Annotated in this window: 18 protein-coding genes and 2 pseudogenes; 10 read left to right on the top strand and 10 right to left on the bottom strand. The window is 73.8% G+C overall.

Annotated features, from left to right (window positions below; translation table 11 throughout):
* Positions 1–57: 57 nt before the first annotated feature.
* The 8 genes and pseudogenes from AB0H83_RS37770 to AB0H83_RS37735 all read right to left on the bottom strand — a co-directional run bounded on the left by AB0H83_RS37770 (position 58) and on the right by AB0H83_RS37735 (position 6,839).
* Positions 58–177 carry a hypothetical protein gene (locus AB0H83_RS37770; protein ID WP_360103837.1) on the bottom strand — a complete coding sequence of 40 codons (120 nt, stop codon included), beginning with the start codon at positions 175–177 and terminating at the stop codon, positions 58–60.
* A 117-nt stretch (positions 178–294) separates the two neighbouring features.
* Positions 295–753 (bottom strand): annotated as a pseudogene (locus tag AB0H83_RS37765) (ATP-binding cassette domain-containing protein); the annotation flags it as partial.
* Positions 754–900: 147 nt separating this feature from the next.
* Positions 901–1,614: pseudogene (locus tag AB0H83_RS37760) on the bottom strand (ABC transporter ATP-binding protein); the annotation flags it as partial.
* 15 nt (positions 1,615–1,629) lie between these two features.
* Positions 1,630–2,079 carry a DUF3237 domain-containing protein gene (locus AB0H83_RS37755; RefSeq protein ID WP_360103684.1) on the bottom strand — a complete coding sequence of 150 codons (450 nt, stop codon included), beginning with the start codon at positions 2,077–2,079 and terminating at the stop codon, positions 1,630–1,632.
* 51 nt (positions 2,080–2,130) lie between these two features.
* On the bottom strand, positions 2,131–3,024 hold the full coding sequence (locus AB0H83_RS37750) for an amidohydrolase family protein (protein ID WP_360103682.1): 894 nt from the start codon (positions 3,022–3,024) through the stop codon (positions 2,131–2,133).
* 40 nt (positions 3,025–3,064) lie between these two features.
* Positions 3,065–4,012 carry a 3-hydroxyacyl-CoA dehydrogenase NAD-binding domain-containing protein gene (locus AB0H83_RS37745; RefSeq protein ID WP_360103680.1) on the bottom strand — a complete coding sequence of 316 codons (948 nt, stop codon included), beginning with the start codon at positions 4,010–4,012 and terminating at the stop codon, positions 3,065–3,067.
* Positions 4,012–5,982 carry an acetoacetate--CoA ligase gene (locus tag AB0H83_RS37740; RefSeq protein WP_360103678.1) on the bottom strand — a complete coding sequence of 657 codons (1,971 nt, stop codon included), beginning with the start codon at positions 5,980–5,982 and terminating at the stop codon, positions 4,012–4,014. Before AB0H83_RS37740 ends, AB0H83_RS37745 begins: the two co-directional genes overlap by 1 nt.
* Positions 5,979–6,839 (bottom strand): crotonase/enoyl-CoA hydratase family protein, encoded by an 861-nt coding sequence (locus AB0H83_RS37735; RefSeq protein WP_360103676.1) that lies wholly within the window; start codon positions 6,837–6,839, stop codon positions 5,979–5,981. Before AB0H83_RS37735 ends, AB0H83_RS37740 begins: the two co-directional genes overlap by 4 nt.
* Positions 6,840–6,922: 83 nt before the next feature.
* Between AB0H83_RS37735 and AB0H83_RS37730 the strand changes: the two genes are divergently transcribed.
* From AB0H83_RS37730 to AB0H83_RS37720, 3 genes are all read left to right on the top strand, one after another.
* Positions 6,923–7,825, top strand: a complete 903-nt coding sequence (locus AB0H83_RS37730) for a PaaX family transcriptional regulator C-terminal domain-containing protein (protein ID WP_360103834.1) — start codon at positions 6,923–6,925, stop codon at positions 7,823–7,825.
* 179 nt (positions 7,826–8,004) lie between these two features.
* The gene (locus AB0H83_RS37725) at positions 8,005–8,589 is read left to right on the top strand and encodes a hypothetical protein (protein WP_360103674.1); all 585 of its coding nucleotides are present in this window, start codon (positions 8,005–8,007) and stop codon (positions 8,587–8,589) included.
* A 101-nt stretch (positions 8,590–8,690) separates the two neighbouring features.
* Complete coding sequence (locus AB0H83_RS37720) at positions 8,691–8,822, top strand: hypothetical protein (protein ID WP_360103672.1); 132 nt, start codon at positions 8,691–8,693, stop codon at positions 8,820–8,822.
* Positions 8,823–8,930: 108 nt separating this feature from the next.
* Here the strand turns inward: AB0H83_RS37720 and AB0H83_RS37715 are convergent, their stop codons facing one another.
* Positions 8,931–10,388: an AMP-binding protein gene (locus tag AB0H83_RS37715; protein ID WP_360103670.1), complete on the bottom strand. Its 1,458-nt coding sequence runs from the start codon at positions 10,386–10,388 to the stop codon at positions 8,931–8,933.
* Positions 10,375–11,922, bottom strand: a complete 1,548-nt coding sequence (locus AB0H83_RS37710) for an NAD(P)-binding domain-containing protein (protein WP_360103668.1) — start codon at positions 11,920–11,922, stop codon at positions 10,375–10,377. The genes AB0H83_RS37715 and AB0H83_RS37710 overlap by 14 nt, the downstream gene beginning before the upstream one ends.
* Before the next feature lie 62 nt (positions 11,923–11,984).
* On the opposite strand from AB0H83_RS37710, the gene AB0H83_RS37705 reads away from it, so the two are divergent.
* Genes AB0H83_RS37705 through AB0H83_RS37675 form a run of 7 tightly spaced genes read left to right on the top strand, consistent with a single transcriptional unit; the run spans position 11,985 to position 20,662 of the window.
* Positions 11,985–13,463, top strand: a complete 1,479-nt coding sequence (locus AB0H83_RS37705; RefSeq protein ID WP_360103666.1) for an aromatic amino acid ammonia-lyase — start codon at positions 11,985–11,987, stop codon at positions 13,461–13,463.
* 5 nt (positions 13,464–13,468) lie between these two features.
* Positions 13,469–15,010, top strand: coding sequence for an NAD(P)-binding domain-containing protein (locus AB0H83_RS37700; RefSeq protein WP_360103664.1), 1,542 nt, complete (start codon positions 13,469–13,471; stop codon positions 15,008–15,010).
* 1 nt (position 15,011) lies between these two features.
* Entirely contained in the window at positions 15,012–16,040 is a 1,029-nt protein-coding gene (locus AB0H83_RS37695) for an alpha-hydroxy acid oxidase (RefSeq protein ID WP_360103662.1), read from the top strand.
* 56 nt (positions 16,041–16,096) lie between these two features.
* Positions 16,097–17,383, top strand: a complete 1,287-nt coding sequence (locus tag AB0H83_RS37690; protein ID WP_360103660.1) for a cytochrome P450 — start codon at positions 16,097–16,099, stop codon at positions 17,381–17,383.
* Positions 17,380–18,654 carry a cation:proton antiporter gene (locus tag AB0H83_RS37685; protein WP_360103658.1) on the top strand — a complete coding sequence of 425 codons (1,275 nt, stop codon included), beginning with the start codon at positions 17,380–17,382 and terminating at the stop codon, positions 18,652–18,654. The genes AB0H83_RS37690 and AB0H83_RS37685 overlap by 4 nt, the downstream gene beginning before the upstream one ends.
* A 53-nt stretch (positions 18,655–18,707) precedes the next feature.
* Positions 18,708–19,370, top strand: a complete 663-nt coding sequence (locus tag AB0H83_RS37680; RefSeq protein WP_360103656.1) for a response regulator transcription factor — start codon at positions 18,708–18,710, stop codon at positions 19,368–19,370.
* On the top strand, positions 19,367–20,662 hold the full coding sequence (locus AB0H83_RS37675) for a HAMP domain-containing sensor histidine kinase (RefSeq protein ID WP_360103654.1): 1,296 nt from the start codon (positions 19,367–19,369) through the stop codon (positions 20,660–20,662). Before AB0H83_RS37680 ends, AB0H83_RS37675 begins: the two co-directional genes overlap by 4 nt.
* Positions 20,663–20,867: the final 205 nt, after the last annotated feature.

The raw sequence follows: 20,867 nt of genomic DNA, 5'->3' as shown, positions 1-20,867 counted from the left end.
GTCGGCCTGACCTGGACCTGTCACCTGATGACCGGCCCGAGGCGCTTCGCTGGCCGGTCATGCCGCCGTCCCCAGGTAGGCGCGCAGGACGTCCGGGTCGTCCTGGATCCGGCCGGGCGGGCCGTCGGCGATGCGCCGGCCGAAGTCGAGCACGGTGATCCGGTCGGCCAGGCGCATCACCATCGGCATGTCGTGCTCGACGAGCACCACCGTGACACCGTCCTCGTCACGCAGCCGGCGGATCAGCTCGGCGACGGCCTCGGTCTCGGTGGCGTTGAGGCCGGCGACCGGCTCGTCGACGAGCAGCAGGCGCGGCTCGGCGCACATGGCGCGGGCCAGGTCGACGCGTTTGCGGTCGCCGTACGCGAGCTGCACCACCGGCCGGTCGAGCAGGCCGGCGACGCCGCAGCGCTCGGCGACGGCCTCGACCCGGGCACGTTCCCGCCGCTCCTCGCGCCGCGCGCCGGGCAGCCGCAGCCCGGTGCGCACCGGCCCGGCCGTCATCCGCAGGTGGCAGCCCAGCAGCAGGCTGTCGCGGACCGTCTGGCCGCCGGAGAGCGCGACGTTCTGGAAGGAGCGGGCGATGCCGAGGCGGGCGATGGCGTGCGGGCGCAGCCCGATCAGTTCCGTGTCGCCGAAGCGGATGCGGCCCCGGCGTGGGCGGTACAGCCCCGACAACACGTTCAGCAGCGTCGACTTGCCCGCCCCGTTGGGCCCGATGACGGCGTGGATGGTGCCCGGCTCGACGGTCAGCGCGACCTCGGACAGGGCGGCGACCGCGCCGAAGCTGACCGCGAGGTCCTCCACCACGAGGCGCCCCGCGGTGGCGGCCGGTCCGGGTGCCGCGGCGCCGTCGATCGGTCCGGCGCTGTCGTGCTCGGCGGTGCCCGCCGCCGAGCCGCCGAGGTACAGCCGGCGCACCTCGGGGTCCTCGCGCAGCCGCTCGCCGGGGCCGTCCAGCGACACCCCGCCGAGCTCCAGCACGTAGGCGTGCCGCGCGATGCTCAACGCGAGCGCCGCGTTCTGCTCGACCAGCAGCACCGCCATCCCGTCGGCGTTGAGCTGACGGACCGCGGCCATGACCCGGGCCGCCGTCTGCGGGGCCAGGCCGAGGGACGGCTCGTCGAGCATGAGCAGGCGCGGCGCGGCCGCCAGCGCCCGGCCGATGGCGAGCATCTGCTGCTCACCTCCGGACAGCAGCAGGCCGCGCTGGCGGCGGCGGTCGCCGAGGACCGGGAACAGGTCGTACACCCGCTGGATCACAGCCCGGTCCCGGCGCCTGCCGGCGGCCGCGGCCGCGAGGCGCAGGTTCTCCTCGACCGTCAGCGTGCCGAAGATGCGCCGCCCCTCCGGGACCTGGACGATGCCGCGCCGGAACGACTCCTCGGGGCCGCCGCCGTGCAACGGCTCGCCGTCGAATCGGATCTCCCCCTCGGTGATCCGGCCGCGGTGCCGGCGCAGGTTCTGGCTCACCGCCCGCAGCAGCGTGGTCTTGCCCGCGCCGTTGTTGCCGACCAGCGCGACGATGCCACCTTCCGGCACCGTCAGGCTGACCCCGCGCAGGGCGGCGATGCTGCCCTGGTACGCGATGCTCAGGTCACGAACGTCCAGCATGGCGCCCTTTCGATGTCAGCTCAGCGTGTAGGCGTCGTAGACGACGGCGGCGGGCTCGCGGCGCGCGGACGCGACCGCGACGGTGCGGCCCAGCCATGCGTACTGCGGCGCGGCGGTCTCGAAGTGCAGGGACAGGCGGAAGTAGTAGGCGGTCGGGTCGACCGGATCGCCGGCGGCCAGGCGGGCCAGGACGTCGGGCGGGCCGTGGCGGAAGCCGCGGGTCCGGATGTACACCAGCGCCCCGTCGCCGGTGCGCAGCAGGTAGCGGGTGTCGATGACCGCGGTGCCGTCGGCCAGCACCAGTTGCCAGTCGGCCCCGCCGGGCAGCACCGTGCCGGTGAACGCGGCGCCGGCGAACGAGCCGCCGACGATCGGGTACACCCGCCGTTCGCCGCCGGGCGTGGCGCCGACCTCGAGCACGGGCGCGAGCTCGACGCGGACGGTCGCGAGAGGTTCCAGGTGCACGTCGCCGTCCCTCCAGTGAGACATCCTTCTGACGACCGCAGCAGTGGTGTCTTACGTCGGGGCGAGCCCGAGCACGCGCAGGGCGTTGTGTTTGAGGATCAGCGGGCGGACCTCGTCCTTGAAAGGCAGTTCGGCGAATTCGGCCAGCCACCGGTCCGGGCTGATGAGCGGGTAGTCGGTGCCGAACAGGACCTTGTGCCGCAGCAGGCCGTTGGCGTACGTGACCAGCTGCGGCGGGAAGTACTTCGGGGCCCAGCCCGACAGGTCGATGTACACGTTGGCCTTGTGCGTGGCCACCGCGAGCGCCTCGTCCTGCCAGGGAAACGACGGGTGCGCCAGCACGACGGTCAGCTCCGGCAGGTCGGCTGCCACCCCGTCGAGCAGCATCGGGTTGGAGTAGCCCAGCCGGATCCGGGCGCCGCCGGGCATCCCCGCGCCGATCCCGGTCTGCCCGCTGTGGAACAGGGCGGGCACGCCCAGCTCCGCGATCGTCTCGTAGAGCGGGTACGCCATCCGGTCGTCCGGCGCGAACCCCTGCAGGCTCGGGTGGAACTTGAACCCGCGGACCCCGTGCTCGGCGACCAGCCGGCGGGCCAGCGCCACCCCCGCGGGGCCGCGGTGCGGGTCGATGCTGGCGAACGGGATCAGCACGTCGGGGTGGCGGGCCGCGGCCGCCGCCACGTGCTCGTTGGGGATCGGCGGATGCCCGGTCACCGACTCGGAGTCGACGGTGAACAGCACCGCCGCGAGCCGGCGCGAGCGGTACACCTCGGCGATCTCGTCGATGCCGGGGGCCCGCCCGCCGGTCGTCCTGAAGTACTTCGCAGACGCCGCCATGTGCTGCGCCGGCAGGCTCTCGTGCCCGTCGTCGGCCCGCTCGGCGTGGACGTGGAAGTCGATGGCGTCCACGGCGTCGGGGTCCAGCGTGGGCTGGTGTCCGGTCATGACGTCACCTCCGCTGCGCTCCGGCGCCGCTCCGGCCCGGTCATGGCAGCGCCTCCTCGGCGGCCTTCGCGGCGAGCAGCCCGACCACCACGCGGTCGCGGGCCGCGGTCAGGTCGGCGTCGGTCCGATCGCCCAGCTCCGCCCGCACACCGTCGACGAGGGCGGCGCTGAGCTCGGCGGTGAGCACCGGGCTGCCGAGGTCGGCCCACCACTGCACCATCGGCGGGCCGAGGTGGGCCAGGGTGTGGCTCAGGCCGCCCGCCCCGCCGGAGAGGTGCTGGTTGACGAACGGCCCGAGGACCGACCAGCGCAGCCCGGGCCCGTGCGCGATCGCGGCGTCGATGTCGGCGACGGTGGCGGTCCCGCGCTCGACGAGGGAGTACGCCTCCCGCCACAGCGCCGCCTGCAGCCGGTTCGCGACGTGCCCGGCGACCTCGTGCCGCACGTGGATCGGACGCTTGCCCAGCCAGGTGTACACGGCCAGGGCGCGCGCCGTGGACGCCGCGCTGGTGCTGCGCCCGCCGACCACCTCGACCAGCGGGATCAGGTGTACCGGATGGAACGGATGGCCGACCAGGACGCGTTCGGGGTGGTGGGTGCAGCCGGCCTGCACAACGCTGGGTGGCAGGCCCGACGAGCTGCTGGCGATGACCGCGCCGGCCGGTGCGGCCGCGTCGAGCTCGGCGATCAGCTCCCGCTTGAGCGATTCGTCCTCGGGGCCGTTCTCCTGCACGAACTCGGCGTCGTGGACCGCCGCCGCCGGGTCGTCGAGCACCCGCAGCAGGCCGAGGGCCGGCCGCTGCGGTGCGCCGAGCAGGCGCATGGTCGGCCAGTGGCCCGCGACGGCGGCCGTGAGCCGCTCGGCGCTGTCCGGCCCCGGGTCGTACGCGGCGACGGCCACGCCCCGGGCCAGCAGGGTGCTCACCCATCCGGCGCCGATCGTGCCGGTGCCGATGACCGCCGCCCGGCGGATCGCCCCGGCGCTCATCAGGCCGCCCTCCCCGCGGGCCCGCCGGGGACGAACTGGTCCAGGGCGGCCGGGTCGAGCAGCGCGTCCCGGCTCGCCACGGCGTCCGGCGGCAGGCCGAGCAGGATCCGTTTCACCGGTACCTCGAGCTTCTTGCCGGTGCGGCTGCGTGGCACGGCCCGCACGGCGTGGATGGCGTCGGGGACGTGCCGCGGCGACAGGCTCGTGCGCAGCGCGGTGCTCAGCCGGTCGCGCAGCGCGCCGTCGAGCGTGACCCCACCTGCCGGCACGACGTAGAGCAGCAGCTCGCCGGGGCCGCCCTCGGGGTCCTCCAGGTGTACGACAAGGCTGTCCTCCACCTCGGCGAACTCCTCGACGACGCGGTAGAACTCGGCGGTGCCCAGCCGCACCCCGCCGCGGTTGAGCGTGGCGTCGGAGCGGCCGGTGATGACGCAGCTGCCGCGCTCGGTGTAGCGGATCCAGTCACCGTGGCACCACACGCCCGGGTACCGCTCGAAGTAGGTGGCGTGGTAGAGGGCGCCGTCCGGGTCGTCCCAGAAGCCGACCGGCATCGACGGCAGCGGACGGGTGATGACCAGCTCGCCGAGGCGGCCGACGACCGCCTGGCCGGCCTCGTCGAACGCCCGGCCGTCGACGCCCAGCAGGTTGCCGGTCATCTCGCCGGCGTACACCGGCTGCATGGGGCTGCCCGCGACGATGCCGGTGCACAGGTCGGTGCCGCCGCTGCCGACGTTGAGCAGCACGTCCGGGCCGAACTGCTCGTGGACCCACACGAAGCCCTCCGCCGGCAGCGGTGAGCCGGCGACCCCGAGCTGGCGCAGGGCGGCGAGGTCGAACCGCCGGGCCGGCTCGATGCCTTGCTTGCGGCAGGCCATGAGGTAGCCGGGGCTCGCGCCGACCAGGGTGGCGCGGGTCTGCGCGGCGAGGCGCCACTGCTCGGTGAGGTCCGGGTACAGCGGGTCGCCGTCGATGAGCACGATGCCGGCGCCGAGCAGCAGGCCGGACACCAGCGTGTTCCACAGCATCCACGCGGTCGAGGTGAACCACAGCAGCCGGTCGCCCGGGCGCAGGTCCCAGCTCAGACCCAGGTTCTTGAGGTGCTCGACGAGGATGCCGCCGTGCCCGTGGACGATCGCCTTCGGCTTGCCGGTGGTGCCGGAGGAGAACAGCACGAACAGCGGATGCTCGAACGGCACCGGCTCGAACACGAGCGGCTCGGCCGCCGCCAGCAGCTCGCTCCAGTCCACGGCGCCGGGCAGCCGGTCCGCGCCGTAGGGCACGTGCACCACGTGCCGCAGGGTGGGCAGCGCGGCCCGGACCGCGGCGACGGCGTCGCGCCGGTCGATGTCGCGGTCGCCGTAGCGGTACCCGGACACCGCGAGCAGCACCGTCGGGCGCAGCTGGGCGAAGCGGTCCACCACGCTGCGGACGCCGAACTCGGGGGCGCACCCGGCCCAGATCGCGCCGAGGCTCGCCGTGGCCAGCATCGCCACGACCGTCTCCGGGATGTTCGGCAGGTAACCCACCACCCGGTCGCCGCGCCCCACCCCGAGCTGGCGCAGCCCGGCCCGGGCCCGGCCGACCCGGTCGGCCAGCTCGCCGTAGGTCAGCTCGACCGGCTCGCGGGTCTGCGAGTACGCCACGATCGCGACCTGGCCGGGGTCGCGGACGCGGCCGACCGCGTGCTCGGCGTAGTTCAGCGTCGCCCCGGCGAACCAGCGGGCGCCGGGCATCCGGTCCGACTCCAGCACCGCCCGGGGCGGCGTGTGGGCCCGCACGCCGAAGAAGTCCCAGATCGAGCCCCAGAAGCCGGACAGGTCGGTGACGGACCAGCGCCACAGGTCGGGCACGCCGGCGAAGTCGAGCCCGCGCCGCTCGCGCAGCCAGTCGAGGTACCGGCCGAGCTCGCTCGTGGCCCGCGCGTCCGGTGGGACGGCGCGCAGCACGCTGCCCTCGGCGACGCCGGTCATGTCACGGCTCCGGACGGGCCGCCGGGCGCGGGGGAGGGCGCGGGGGAGGCCGCGGCGACCCGGGCGGCGCGGCCGTCGAGGAACGCCCGCATCCGGTCCTTGGCCTCGTCGCTGCCCTGCGCGACCGCGCTCATCAGCGCCTCCAGCAGGAGCCCGGTGGCCGGTTCGGCGGCGGCGATGCGCGGCAGGGCCTGCAGCACCGCGAACGTGGTGAGCGGGGCGGCCGCGGCGATGCGCTCGGCCAGGTCCAGCGCGGTCGGCAGCCCCTCGCCGTCGCCGACCAGGTACTGCGTCAGCCCGGCGGCGTGCGCCTCGGCCGCGTCGTAGACCCGCCCGGTCAGCATGAGGTCGACCATGCGGGCGGTGCCGATGAGCCGGGGCAGGCGGACCGAGCCGCCGCCGCCGACGAAGATGCCGCGCTGCCCTTCGGGCAGGGCGTAGAAGGCCGACGCCTCGGCGACCCGCACATGCGTGGCGCACGCGAGCTCCAGTCCGCCGCCGATCACCGCGCCGCGCAGGACCGACACGACCGGCACCGCCCCGAACTCGACTGCGGCCATCGCGCGGTGCCACATCCGGGAGTGGGCGATGCCGGCCACGACGTCGGTGGCGGCCAGCTCGGTCAGGTCCAGCCCGGCGCTGAAGTGCCCGCCGTCGCCGGTCAGCACGACGGCCCGCACGCCGGGCGGCGGGGCGGTGAAGAACCGCTCGAGCCCCAGCAGGGTGGCGTCGTCGATCGCGTTGCGCTTGTGCGGCCGGTTGAGCGTCACGACGGCGACCGCGCCGTCGCGGCGGACCGCGAGGCCCGGCGGTGGGTCCTGGGCTCCGTGCGGCGTTGTGGCGTCCGTCACCGGCATGAGCGGAATGCTAGACATCAATGACAACTGCCGTCAACAGAGCGTCGAAGATTCCAGGTTCGCGTAGCCTGGCGTTCGTGACCATGAACGAGCCCGCCGCCGCAGCGGACGCAGCGGCCACCGATCCCGCGGTGACCCGGGTGACCGCCGCGGTCGTGCTGCGGCCCCAGTCGGTCCTGCTGACGTTCTTCGGCGACTACGCGCTCGACGGCGCCGTCCTGGTGGCCGCTGGCAGCGTCATCGACGTGCTGGGCCGGGTCGGCATCGGCGAGCACGCGGCCCGGGCGACCCTGTCCCGGATGGTCCGCCGCGACCTGCTGCACCGCGAGGTCCGGGGCCGGCGGGCGTACTTCGGACCGACCGAGCACGGCCGCCGCGTCATGCTCGACGGCCGCAGCCGGGTGCAGGAGGGCGACATCGTGACCCGCCAGTGGGACGGCACGTGGACCGTCGTCGGCTTCTCCATGCCGGAGTCGTGGCAGCGCGAACGGCACGACCTGCGCTCCCGCCTGCAGTGGGCCGGCTTCGGCATGGTCCAGGCCGGGCTGTGGGTGGCGCCCCGCCGGGTCGACCTCGCCGGGGTGCTGGAGGACTCGCAGCTGGAGGAGTACGTGCGGGCGTTCGAAGCGGCGCCGACCGGCCCGACGGAGCCGACCCGCCTCATCGCCGAGGCGTACGACCTGCCGCCCCTTGCCGCCCGCTACACCGAGTTCATCGAGCGCTGGATGCCCTACGACGGCGACGGGCCCGGCCCGGTGGACGCGGTCAGCCGCCGTGTCGTGCTGACCACCGACTGGCTGCAGGTGGTCCGTGACGATCCCCGGCTGCCGCTGGAGTTCCTGCCGGCCGACTGGCCCGCGGTCCAGGCGGAGATGCTCTTCCGGCGGATCAACGGCCGGCTGCGGCGCACCGCGGAGCGCGAGATGCGCCAGCGCCTCGACGTGATCCCGGCCGTGATTCCGGCCGTGATCCCGGCGGACGCCTGAGCGCACGGGGGCGCGCGCACCGGCCGCCCTGCCGCGGAACGCGCGACCACCGCCGGCAGGTCCCGCTGATGAGGGGACTTTGGGCCCGCATCGATCGGGAGTTCCGGCACAAGCGGCTGGTTCGTGCGGCGGCGACGATGGACGTGTCAGACAGAGGGAACGGCATAGGGAGGCCGACAATGAGCACCGTCCACGTCCACCGGGCCAGCCAACTGGAGCAGGTCGAGGCGCCGGGTCACATGCTGACCAAGACCGCGGCCAAGGCCCTCGCGGTGCTGCGGTACGCCACCGGGTTCGTGTTCCTGTGGGCGTTCGCGGACAAGTTGCTGGGGCTCGGCTACTCGACCCCGTCGGCGAAGGCGTGGATCAACGGGGGCAGCCCCACCAAGGGCTTCCTGTCCCATGTCGAGGTCGGCCCGCTGCAGGGCTTCTTCCACACGATCGCGGGCACCTGGTACGCCAACTGGGGCTTCATGCTCGGTCTGCTCGGCATCGGCCTGGCGCTGACTGCCGGGATCGGCCTGCGCATCGCCGCAGCCGCGGGCACGCTCATGATGGCCCTGATGTGGCTGGCGGAGTTCCCGCTCGCCCAGCACACCGCTGAGGGCGCGCCGTCGGGCTCGACCAACCCGCTGACCGACTACCACGTCATCTACGCCGTCGTGACCATCGTGCTCGCCGCCGCCTACGCCGGGCACACCTGGGGCCTCGGCCGCCGCTGGGCCAAGCTGCCCTTCGTCCAGCGCAACCGCTGGCTCATCTGAACCCCACCATCCAGAAGCCCGAGCCGCGCGCCCCACAGGCCGCGGCTCGGGCTTCACCGTGTGCCCCATCACGGGCCTTCTGCCGGCAGCGCCGGTGGCGGGTGACCGTCGACGGCGCGGTCGCCACCGTCGACGGCGGGTTCGACGACGGCACGGAGCGGGCGGTCGTGGAGGCACTGGTGCGAACCGCTGCCGGTGTCAGCGCGGTTCGTGTCACCACATCTTCCGGCTGATCCGGCGGCACGACCAGTTGTGGATGCGGCTCGAACCGGGCGGCCGGGCGGCCGGGCGGCCACGGTTCGCCGAGAGCAGGCCGAAGTCGCGGACGGGCAGTTTGCCGTTCACCGGTCCCCGCGGACACCTGCCGCGCAGAGTGCCGTCAGCGCGCGCTTGTCCGGCTTGCCGGCCGGTGTGAGCGGCACGCCGGCGATCACCTGGATGGTCCGCGGCGCCGCGGCCGCGCCCAGGGCGTCGGCGACCAGCCCGCGCAGTCGCGCGGCGTCGGGTGCGCACCCGGTGGCGGGCACGACGTACGCGTGCACGGCCTCGCCGGTCACGTCGTCGGGCCGGCCGATGACGTAGGCCTCCGCCACAGCGGGATCGGCGGACAGGACGCGCTCGACGGCGCCGGCGTACACCAGATTCGCCTCGACGATGATGACGTCGCGGACCCGGCCGAGCAGCTGCAGGTAACCGTTCGCGTCCAGGCGGGCGAGGTCGCGGGTGCGCACCCAGCCGCCGGTGAACACCTCGGCCGACTCGACCGGGTCGGACCAGTACGCGGTGGCCTGCGCGGGTGTGCGGACGAACAGCTCGCCCTCGGTGGCGGGCCGGCCGGCCGCGTCGCGGATCGACAGGTCGACGACCGCGGGCGGGCGGCCGACCGTGGCCAGGACCGCGGGATCGCTCAGCAGCTCGGCAGGCGTCACCATCGCGATCATGCCGGTCTCGGTCTGGCCGTAGCCGTGGAACACCACGGGGCCGAGCACCTCCAGGGCCTCGGTCAACCGGCCCGGCGCCAGCGGTGAGCCCGAGACCAGCAGTGCCCGCAGACTGCCCAGGTCAGCCGGGCGGGCACGCTGGTCACGCACCAGCTGATGCAGCTTGCCGACGGTGATGACGCTCGCGGTGGCCCGGTGCCGGGCGATCATGCCGGGAAAACCCGGCGGGCGGGCGGCGACCAGCGTGCCGCCCGCGGCCAGCGTCAGAATGCCGTACTCCAGCATCACCTGGCTGTTCAGCGACCCGAAGACCAGATAGCGCCCCAGCCGGCCGGCGAGCTCGGCGACGGCCGGCGGCCAGCGGCCCGGGTACGGCGCCCAGGCGGCGCTCATCGCCGCGTAGGTCTGCGCGCAGCCTTTGGGGTTGCCGGTGCTGCCGCTGGTCCAGATGATCCGGGCGGTGTCGGCCGGGCGCCCGGCAGCCACCAGCGGGACGCCGTCGTCGGGCGCGGCCAGCAGCCCGGCGAGGCCGGCCTCGTCGACAAGCCGGGCGTCGTCGCTGGCGAGCAGGTGGCGCAGCTGGTCCGGGGTCAGGCCGGGGCGGATGCCGGACACCCGCGCGCCCATGGCGAAGGCGGCGATGATCGCCGCGAACGCCTCAGCCGTGACGCCGAGGTCCAGGGCCACGCCGTCGCCGGGGCGCAGCCCGGCCGCGCGCAGGCCGGCGGCGATCCGGCGGACCAGGCCGGACATCTGCGCGGCGGTGACGATCCGGTCGCCGTCCTCGAAGACGGGGCGGTCGTCGCCGGTGGCGAGCAGGTCCAGCACCGGCTGCGGCCAGAGTTCAGCCGCCGGCATCGGCCAGCACACCCTTGATGAACAGCGCGAGCGGCTGGTGGTGGACCGCGGGCAGGTTCCAGTGATTCTCCAGGTTCTCCGCCAGGTGGTGCACCGCGACGACGGCACCGTCGCGGTGCACCCGCACGACGGGGTGCAGGTAGCTCGCGTCGTGGGCGGCCGCGGCGTCGTTCTCGGCGATCCGGGGGACCGTGATGTCGAACGGGTCGACCTGGTCGTGGTCGGGGCCGTACTCCAGCGTGACGACGAAGGCCAGCGGCACCGGTCCGAGACCGCCGTCGCCCAGGTATGCGACCGGCACCTCCTCGTGGTACCGGGCCGTGCCGTCCGTGACGGTGACGACGTCGCCGAGGACCGCGAACTGCTGCCAGAGCGCCGAGGTCCGGTTGATCCGGGCGATGACGGCGTCGGTGATCGCCTCGGGTGTGGCGTCCAGCGTCGTGGCGGGCCACGGCGTCGCGTGCTGCCGGACGCCGAGGATCCGGTGCAGGGCGCGCGTGCCGTAGCGGAAACCGTGGATGAAGCCGCTGGTGGACCGCTTGAAGTCGCGCTGCTGGGTGAGGGTCCCGGCGAAGTACAGGCCGGGCACGTTCACCGACTCGTACGCCGAGGTCTGCTCGGGGAAACGGTCGTTGATGACCAGCCGCGGCCGGGCCGAGGCGTCGAAGATCGAGGCGTCGAAGCGGAAGCCGGTGCACAGGATGATCCGGTCGTAGTCGATCTGCCGCAGCGACTCCACGGTCCGCGCGTAGCGGAAGTCGATCCGGAAACCGCCCTCCTCACGCCGGGCGATCCGCTCGATCGTGCCGTCGAGCACCGAGTTCTGCGACTTGAGCTGGTACGTGTCGAGGAAGTTGTTGTTGACCGCGCGCAGATGCCCCACGTAGTGCGACTGCCAGGCCATCCTGATCGAGTGCGGGCCGGCGACGTGGATGACCGCCGCGGTCTCGATGAGCGCGTCGGCGGTCTCGAAGCCCGAGTTGCCCTTGCCGACGATGAGGACCCGCTGGTTGGTGAACCCGGCGGGGTCGACGTCGACGGTGTCGTAGCGCTCCGCGAGCTCCACACCCTCGATCGGTGGCACGTACAGCTGGGAGACGCCGGTGGCGACCACGACCGTACCGGCGGTGTACGTCTCGTCCCCGGTCCGCACGGTGAACCCGGCGGCGTCCCGGGACACCCGCGTGACCCGGGTGCCGTACCGGATCCGAAGGCCACGGGCGAAGTCGGCCAGGTACCGCACCAGGTCGTCGGCCTGCGGGAAGTACCGCTGGCTGTAGTGCTTGAACAGCAGCGACTCGTCGTCGGTGAGCAGCGAGTTCCAGTCCGCGCGGAGGTTGAACTCCGGGTCGTCCGAACCGGTCCAGACCTTGTTGATCGAGATCAGCTGCCGGTGCCGTGGGTAGGTGGTGAAGAAGGTGCCCGGCGCCGCGCCCGCCTCGAGCACCAGGTAGTCGCGGCCGTCGCGCTCCAGCAGGGCGGCGAGTTGGAGCCCGGCCGGCCCGGCTCCGACAATCAGGTAGTCGAGCGTCATGCGCCGCACCGTAACGAGCGGATATCAGAGGCCTCTGAGAATCGCTCATTAGGTTGCGGCCCATGACGCCAGAGGTAGACCTCGCGGCCGCGTTGCGGATCGAGGACCTGCGCGCGGCCCGCGCCCCCGTCACCGTCGTGACCGGGCCGGCGGTCCGCGAACGGGTCTCGGCCGGCCGGACCTTCCTGTCCAAGGTGCTCGGCGACGACCGGGCGGTGTACGGCAGCACCACCGGCTTCGGTGCCCTCGTCGGCTACGCGGGCCGGGCAGACCTGCGCGACCAGGCCGACAACACGCTCGCCCACCTCGGCGCCGGCCACGGCCCGGACCTCGACGCCGACGTCGTGCGGGCCACGATGCTGGTCCGGGCCTGGTCGCTGGCGCGCGGCGCGTCGGGGGTGTCCCCGCACGTCATCGACGCGCTCGCGGCGATGCTCGCGACCACGTTCGTCCCCGCGGTGCCGCGGCTGGGTTCGGTCGGGGCCAGCGGTGACCTGATCCCGCTGGGTGCCGCCGCGCAGGCGTTGCGCGGCCGCGGCCACGCCTATGTGGACGGTGTCCGCCTCCCCGCGGCACAGGCGCTGGCCGCGGCGGGTCTGCAGCCGCTGCCACTGGACGGCCGGGACGCCCTGGCACTGGTCAACGGCACGTCGCTGACCACCGCCGCGCTCGCCTTGGCGCTGGACTCGGCCCGCGCCTCGCACCGGGCGGTCCGGCTGCTCACCTGCCTGCTCGCCGACCTGCTCGGCAGCGACCCGCAGTTCCTGGACGCCCGGCTGCTCGCCGCGTACGGCCACGCGGGTGCGAACGACGTCGCGTCGGCGATGCGCCGGGTGACCGCCGGCCTGACCCCGTCCGGCACGCGCCCGCTGCAGGAGCCGTACAGCATCCGGTGCTCACCGCAGCTGCTCGGCGCGGCCGAGGACGCCCTGCGGTACGTCGACGGCATCGTCGCAGCCGACCTCGGCAGCGTCAGCGACAACCCGGTGTTCTTCCCCGACGACGACGTCGTCGTGCACGGCGGCAACTTCTTCGGCCAACCGGCCGCGTTCGCCGCCGACCTGCTGTCGATGGTCGTCGCGCAGGTCGGCAACCTCGCCGAACGGCAGCTCGACCTGCTCGTCGACCCGCACCGCAACGGAGGGCTGCCGCCGATGCTGGCCGCCGGGCCCGGCCAGCAGCACGGCCTGCAGGGCGTGCAGCTGGCGTCGACCGCGCTGATCGCCGAGATCCGCCGCGACACCATGCCCGCCAGCATGCAGAGCATCCCCACCAACCTGCACAACCAGGACGTCATCCCGCTGGGCAACCAGGCCGCCCTGCGGGCGCTGGATCAGGCGCGACTGCTGCACCTGCTGGTCGGCTCGCTCGCGGTGGGGCTGCGCCAGGCCGCTCACGTCGGTGCCCGGCCGCCGACCGCACCCGGCTGCGCCGCGGTGCTCGCGGCGCTTGTCGCGGCCGTCCCCCCGATCGACCCGGACCGCCCCCTCGAAGACGACGTGCGGCGCGCGGCCGACGTCGTCGAAGCGCTCGAAAGGTGACCGTCGTGACGCTCGACTATCTGATCATCGGGGCCGGCCCGGCCGGCCTGCAGCTCGCCGCACTGCTGGAGGCCGAGGGCCGCCGCGACTATCTGGTGCTGGAGGGCGCGGCGGTGCCGGGCGCGTTCTTCACCCGCTTCCCGCGGCACCGGCAGCTGATCTCCATCAACAAGCCGCACACCGGCAGCGACGACCCGGAGCTCAACCTGCGGCTGGACTGGAACTCGCTGCTCACCGACGACGACTCGCTGCTGTTCAAGCACTACAGCCGGCGGTACTTCCCGCACGCCGACGACATGGTCCGCTACCTGGCCGACTTCGCACGCACCGTCAAGGTCCGCTACAACACCCGGGTCACCCGGGTGTCCCGCGACGACACCGGATTCACCGTGCGGGCCGGGGAGGAGACGTTCACCGCCAAACGGCTCATCGTCGCCACCGGCGTGTCGAAACCCTATGAGCCGGACATCGACGGGTTCGAGCTGGCCGAGCGGTACGACGAGATGCCCGTCGACCCGGACGACTACCTCGACCAGCGGGTGCTCATCATCGGCAAGGGCAACTCCGCGTTCGAGACCGCCGACGCGCTGATGGAGACCACCACGGTCATCCACGTGGCCGGCCCGAGCGCGGTGCGGATGGCCTGGCGCACCCACTACGTCGGGCACCTGCGCGCGGTCAACAACAACTTCCTCGACACCTACCAGCTCAAGTCGGCCAACGCGGTCCTGGACGGCGACATCCGCCGGATCGAACGCGACGGCGACGGATACCGGGTCACGTTCAGCTTCTCCCGCGCCGACGAGGTCGTGAAGGAGCTGACCTACGACCGGATCCTGGCCTGCACCGGATTCCGGTTCGACGCCTCGATCTTCGACGACTCGTGCCGTCCCGAGCTGGTGATCCGCGACCGGTTCCCGGCCCAGACCGACGAGTGGGAGTCGGTCAACGTGCCCGACCTGTTCTTCGCCGGCACCATCTCGCAGGTCCGGGACTTCAAGAAGTCCACGAGCGGGTTCATCCACGGCTTCCGCTACGCGGTGCGGGCCCTGCACCGCATCCTCGAGCGACGCTACGCCGGCGAGCCATGGCCGGCCGGCAAGCTCGACGCGACGCCGAAATCCATCACCGACGCCGTGATCGAACGGGTCAACCGGACCTCCGCGCTGTGGCAGCAGTTCGGCTTCCTCGCCGACGTGGTCACCGTCGCCGGGACGGACGCCCGCTACCACGAGGAGGTCCCCGTCGACTACTTCACGCGGGCCGGCCTGGGCCCCGCCGACCACGCGTTCGTCGTCACGCTGGAGTACGGCCCGGAGCACGACCAGGTCGACCCGTTCGACATCACCGTCAGCCGCGTCGCGCAGGACGCCGTGGGGCAGGCGCACGCCGCCGCCTACCTGCATCCGGTGGTGCGCTGGCACCGCGACGGCCGGGTCGCCGGGGTGCACCACCTGGCGGAGAACCTGGAGAACCAGTGGGACCGTCCGCAGGTACACGTGCAGCCCCTGGAGGCGTTCATCGAGCGCTGCCTGCAGGGCGCCTGAGATGTTCACCGAGCTGGCGGCGCGGGCCCGGGCCCGGCTCGACCCGGCCCACTGGGACTTCTTCGCCGGCGGGGCCGGTGACGAGCGGACCCTGCGGGCCAACGAGGAGGCCTTCCAGCGCCTCCGACTGGTACCGCGGGTGCTGCGCGGCACCGGCCCGCGGGACCTGCGCACCACGCTGTTCGGCACCGAGCTGAGCGCGCCGCTGCTGGTCGCGCCGACCGCGTTCCACCGCCTCGCGCACCCCGACGGCGAGCTCGCCACCGCCCGCGGTGCGGCCGCCGCCGGGACCGTGCTGGTCGTCAGCATGGCGGCGACCACCCCGATCGAGGACATCGCCGCGGCGGGCGGTCCGCTGTGGTTCCAGCTGTATCCGCAGCCGGACCTGGCGTTCACCGCCGCCGTCGTCCGCCGGGCCGAGCGGGCCGGCTGCCGGGCGCTGGTGGTGACGGCGGACTCGCCGGTGTTCGGCCGCCGCGAACGGGACCGGCGCAACGGCTTCACCGACCTGCCGGCCGGACTCGCCTGCGAGAACATGCGCGACGACACCGGCCGGGTACGCGACATCGTGATGGACGCGCAGCTCGGCTGGGACCGCATCGACTGGTTGCGCGGCGTCACCGGGCTGCCGATCGTCGTCAAAGGACTGCTGCACCCGGCCGACGCGCAGCTCGCGGTCGAGCACGGAGCCAGCGCGGTCCTCGTCTCCAACCACGGCGGGCGGCAGCTCAACGGTGCGCTGCCCACGGTGGACGCGCTGCCGGCGGTCGTGAAGGCCGTCGGCGGGCGGATGCCGGTCCTGCTGGACGGCGGCATACGGTGCGGTGCCGACATCCTGGCCGCCCTCGCACTGGGCGCGGACGCCGTCCTCGTCGGCCGGCCCGTGCTGTGGGGGCTGGCCGCGGCCGGCAGCGACGGGGTGCGGCAGGTGCTCGAGCTGCTGCGCGAGGACCTGGACCGGGCGCTCGCCCTGGCCGGGGTGCGCCGCCCGGCCGACCTGACCGGCGACCTCGTGGCCGCCCGATGCTGACGGCGCTGGCGCTTACCGCGGCCGGCACCGCGGCCGGGGGAGCCGTGGTGTGCAGCATGCCGCGCTGGCTGCCGTCCGGGGTCGTCGTGCTCCGTGAGTGGATCTTCACCAGGGTCAACGGGGTGGAGGGCATCCCGATCCCGGGCCCGCTGGTCGGCGCGGAACACTTCGAGCGCGTCTACGCCGACCCGGCCGCCGACGGACGCAGCCGCGGCGCGGGCCTGTCCGACCTGTTCTGGTACTGGCTCGCCCCCGGGCCGCAGATGCACCAGGAGCATCTGGAGCCGGGTGAGCGGTACCGCACCGTGGCGAAAACGACCCGGCAGGTGCTTGCCGTGCCCCGGGCACGCTGCGAGGAACTGGCGACGTGCGCCACCCGGCGCCGGCTCGACGAGCTGCCGGCCGGCCGGCCCGTCCACACGCGGCTGCGCGACCTCATGATGCCGGTCTGGGCCGAGGTGTACTACGAGCTGGTCTTCGCGGAGCCCTGCCCGCCCGACGCCCGGGAGCTGATCGTGGCGAACGCGGACGACGTCGTGACCGCGCTCAAGGCGACGGGCCTGCGGCACATGGACCGCCGCGACCGGCTGACCCGGTACCTGCTCGGCCGCATCGAGCACGGCACCTGCCCGGTCCTGCTGCCGCCGCCGTTCACCGACCGGGAGACCGCCTGGTACCTGCAGGGCGCCTTCTTCAACACGGCGGTGGTGCAGATGTCCGAGGCGATGGCGCACGTGCTGCTCAACGCGGCCACGCACGCCGGCGCGGCGCCCGACCCCGACGACGACGACACGCTGGACCGGTTCATCGACGAGACGCTGCGCGTGCACCCGCTGTTCGGGGTCGCACACCGGATCACCTCGGCGCCGATCGTCGTCGACGAACGGGTCACGCTCCCAGCGGGGTCCGTCCTGCTGTTCAACTACCTCGCCTACCAGCGCACCGGGCCGGCCGCGGACGACGCGTTCGACCCGGACCGCTGGCTGACGCTCGCCCGCCGGGACGCGCACTTCATCCCGTACGGTGTGGTGGCCAACCGGGCCTGTCCGGCCCGTGGGGCGGCCCCGGTGATGCTGCGCGCCGCCACCCGTGAGGTGCTGCGCCGCTACACCCTGGCCTCCTCCGCCGCGCACACCCGCTCGCTGCCCAGCCGCGGGCCCGCTTATCTGACACCGGCCGGGTCCAGCGGCCCCGGCCGGCTGCGGCTGGCGGCCATGCGGCAACGCGACCGGTGGGCCGGCGTCGCGCGTTCACTGCGGCAGCTCGCGTTCGGCACCTGGATGGTCGTCGACGCCCGGCGCCAGCGGCTCTGTACCACCCACTTCGAGGAGGTCCGCCCATGACGCCCACCGAACTCGCACCGAGGTTCTTCATCGCCGTCGCCGTGATTCTGCTCTTCTGCAAGGCCGTCGCCTGGCTGCTCGGCCGGGCCGGCCAGCCCGCCGTGGTGAGCGAGATGCTGGCCGGCGTGCTGCTCGGGCCGTCGCTGCTCGGCCTGCTGTTCCCCGGCGTGCAGCACGCGCTGTTCCCCGCCCCGTTGCTGCCGGTGCTGTACGTGGTCGGTCAGGTCGGGCTTGTGCTGTTCATGTTCCAGGCCGGCTACGCGTTCACCGGGCACCGCACGGCCCGGCTGGCCGGCACCGCCGGCGCGGTCTCGCTGGCGGGGGTGACGGCACCGCTCCTGCTCGGCGTGCTGCTGGTACTGCTCACCGCCGGAGTCGTGCCGGTGCAGAAGGCGGGCGTACCGCTCGGTGTCACCGCGGCCTTCGTCGGCGTCGCCCTCGCCATCACCGCGTTTCCGATGCTCGCCCGGATCATCACCGAGCGCGGCCAGGCCGGCACCCGGCACGGCTCGCTCTCGCTGGCCAGCGGCGCGATCGACGACATGGTGGCGTGGATCATGCTCGCCGTGGTGCTCGCCGTCGCCACCGGACGGCCCGGCCCGGCGATCGTCACCGGTGGCGGCGCGGTCCTCTTCGGGCTGGTGCTCTGGCTCGCCGGCCGGCGGCTGGCCGGCGCACTGATGGGCAGCGACCGCCTCGATGACCAGGCGCGGCTGCTGGGCGTCGTCGTGCTGCTCTTCCTGGTCGCCTGGTACACCGACGAGATCGGCCTCTATGCGGTCTTCGGCGCCTTCGCCGTCGGGGTGGTCATGCCGCACACCGTCGGCACCGACAAGGTCGTCGACACCCTCACACCGGTCGCCGCCATCGTGTTCCTGCCGCTGTTCTTCACGTTCTCCGGCCTGCGCACCGAGTTCGGCCTGCTCGGTGACCCGGCCGTGCTGCTGTTCGCGGTCGCCTGCGTCGCGGTCGCCATCGCCGGCAAGTTCGGCGCCTGCTGGGGCGCGGCCCGGCTGCGCGGCGAGCCCAACGGTGTCGCGCTGCGCGTCGGCGCGCTGATGAACGCCCGGGGGCTGATGCAGCTCATCGCGCTCAACGTTGGTCTCGAGGCCGGCATCGTCACCCCCGCCCTGTTCACCGTGCTGGTGCTGGTCGCCCTGGTCACCACGCTGATGACGACGCCGCTGCTGAGCTGGATCGGACGCCGGGAGGCCCGGACGAGCCCGACGACCTCCGGTGCCGACCTGGTGGGTTCCAGTTTTCGAAAGTGACAAAAGAGACGTTCATCACTCATGTACCGGACGATATGTGAAATTGTCGATGGATGCGCACGCACCGGCTGCTTCTGGTCGAGGACGACGCGGAGCTCGGTGAAATGCTGACCGGGTCCCTGACCGACGAGGGCTACCATGTCGACCACGCGCGCGACGGGCAGCGTGGACTGCATCTGGGGCTGACCCGGCCGTACGACGTGATGGTCATCGACCGGCTGCTGCCCGCGCTGGACGGCCTCGACCTGGTCGCCCGGCTGCGTTCGCGGGCGGTGCCGGCCCGGGCGCTGATGCTCACCGCGCTGGGTGCCGTGGACGACCGGGTCGCCGGGCTCGACGCGGGCGCGGACGACTACCTGGCCAAGCCGTTCGATCTCGTCGAGCTCAGCGCCCGGGTGCGGGCGCTGTGCCGGCGCATGCCGTCGCCGGGTGAGCTCCTGCCGGTCGGCACCGGCCGGCTCGACCTCGCCGCACGCGACGTGGTCCTGGCGGACGGCACCCGGGTGGCGCTGTCCGCCCGGGAGTTCGAGCTGCTGCGGGTGCTCGCCGCCCGCCCGGCAGGCGTGCACTCCCGGGCCGAGCTGCGCCGCCGGGTCTTCGACGAGGCCGCCGCATCCTCCATTGTGGACACCTACGTCTACTACCTGCGCCGCAAGCTCGGCCGCGCGGTGATCCGCACCGTGCACGGCCTCGGGTACCGGCTGGGCGGCCTGTGACGACCCCGGAGCTCACGCTCGTCCGGCGGGCCCGGCTGCGGCTCGGCCTCGGTGCCGGACTGGCCATCACGGCGCTGCTGGCGTTGGTCGGCGGCATCTCGTACGCCCTGCTGGTGCACAGCCAGGAGGAGCAGATCCACCGCGAGCTGGCCTGGGGCGCGGCGAACGGCACGGTGGCCGGGCCACCCGCGTGCAGCTGGGTCTTCCGGTTCGACCACGGGGTCCTGGCCGGGGTGAACAACCCTCCTCCACCCGGCTTACCGCTCCGCGACGCCGTCGACCGGGCCATGGCCACCGGCGAGGCGCAGGACGTCAAGGTCGCCCGCAACGACACCGTCTACTACGTGCACACCGAACGCCGCGGCGACACCGTCACCCAGGTCGTCTTCGACGCCCGGTTTCAGATCGCCGACCGCCGGCACCTGCTGTGGGCCTTCACCCTGGCGGCCATCGTCGGGCTCCTCGCCGCGGTCCTGACCGGCGTGCTGGTCGGCCGCCGTGCCGTCGCGCCGCTGATCGACGCGCTCGACCGGCAGCGCCGGTTCGTCGCCGATGCCAGCCACGAGCTGCGCACGCCGATCGCCCAGGTCCACACCCGCGCCCAGCTCCTGGCCCGCCGCGCCTCCGCCGCGCCCGCGACGGTGCCCGTGCCCGCGACCGGTGCCGTGCTCGCGTCGGCTGCCGAGGCGCTGGTGACGGTCGACCCGCACGAGCTGGGGCGGCTCGTCGACGGCACCCGGCGGCTCGGTGAGATCGTCGAGGAGCTGCTGCTCTCCGCCCGCCTGGCCGCGGCGCCGGCCGGTCAGCGGCCGACCACCCAGGTCGACCTGGCGGCCCTCGCCGCCGACGCGGTCGCCGCGGAGACCAACCGCGCCGCCGAGCGCGGCCAGACCCTGTCCCTCACGACCCCGGACCGCCCCGTGCCGGTGCCCGGCATCGAGTCGGCCCTGCGCCGCGTGCTCAGCGAACTGCTCACCAACGCCCTCGCCCACCTCCCGGACGGCGGCAGCGTCAGCGTGACCGTGCTCGACCCCGGCGGCGGCACCGCCCAGCTGGTGGTCACCGACACCGGCGCCGGCTTCGACCCGGCCGACGCCGAGCGCATCTTCGACCGCTTCCACCGCGGCGCGGGCGCCGGCGACCGCCGCTACGGCCTCGGCCTGGCGCTGCTTCGCGAGGTGGTCACCAGCCACGGCGGCGCCATCGCCGCCGACGCCCGGCCGGGTGCCGGGGCCACCTTCACCGTCCGCCTCCCGACCGCGCCCCCACCCGCCCGACCCGGCCGGTCCTGACCTCGCCCGGCACGCGCATCACCAAGCAGACCTGGTGATGCACGTGCCGCCGGCCGCGTATGGGGGCCGCGTCAGCCCGCGACCCCCGGCCCTGCTGTCAGCGCTGCAGGGTCAGCACAGCCGGCCGCCACGGCAGCAGGTTGTAGTCGCCGCCCGCGCTGGGGTTCTTGCCCTGGTACAGGAACTGCAGGTTGCACGGGTCGAT

Source organism: Dactylosporangium sp. NPDC050688 (assembly GCF_040654515.1).
Taxonomy (GTDB): domain Bacteria; phylum Actinomycetota; class Actinomycetes; order Mycobacteriales; family Micromonosporaceae; genus Dactylosporangium.
The sequence above is the reverse complement of the archived record's forward strand: the minus strand, read 5'-3'. Positions and strand labels throughout refer to the sequence as shown.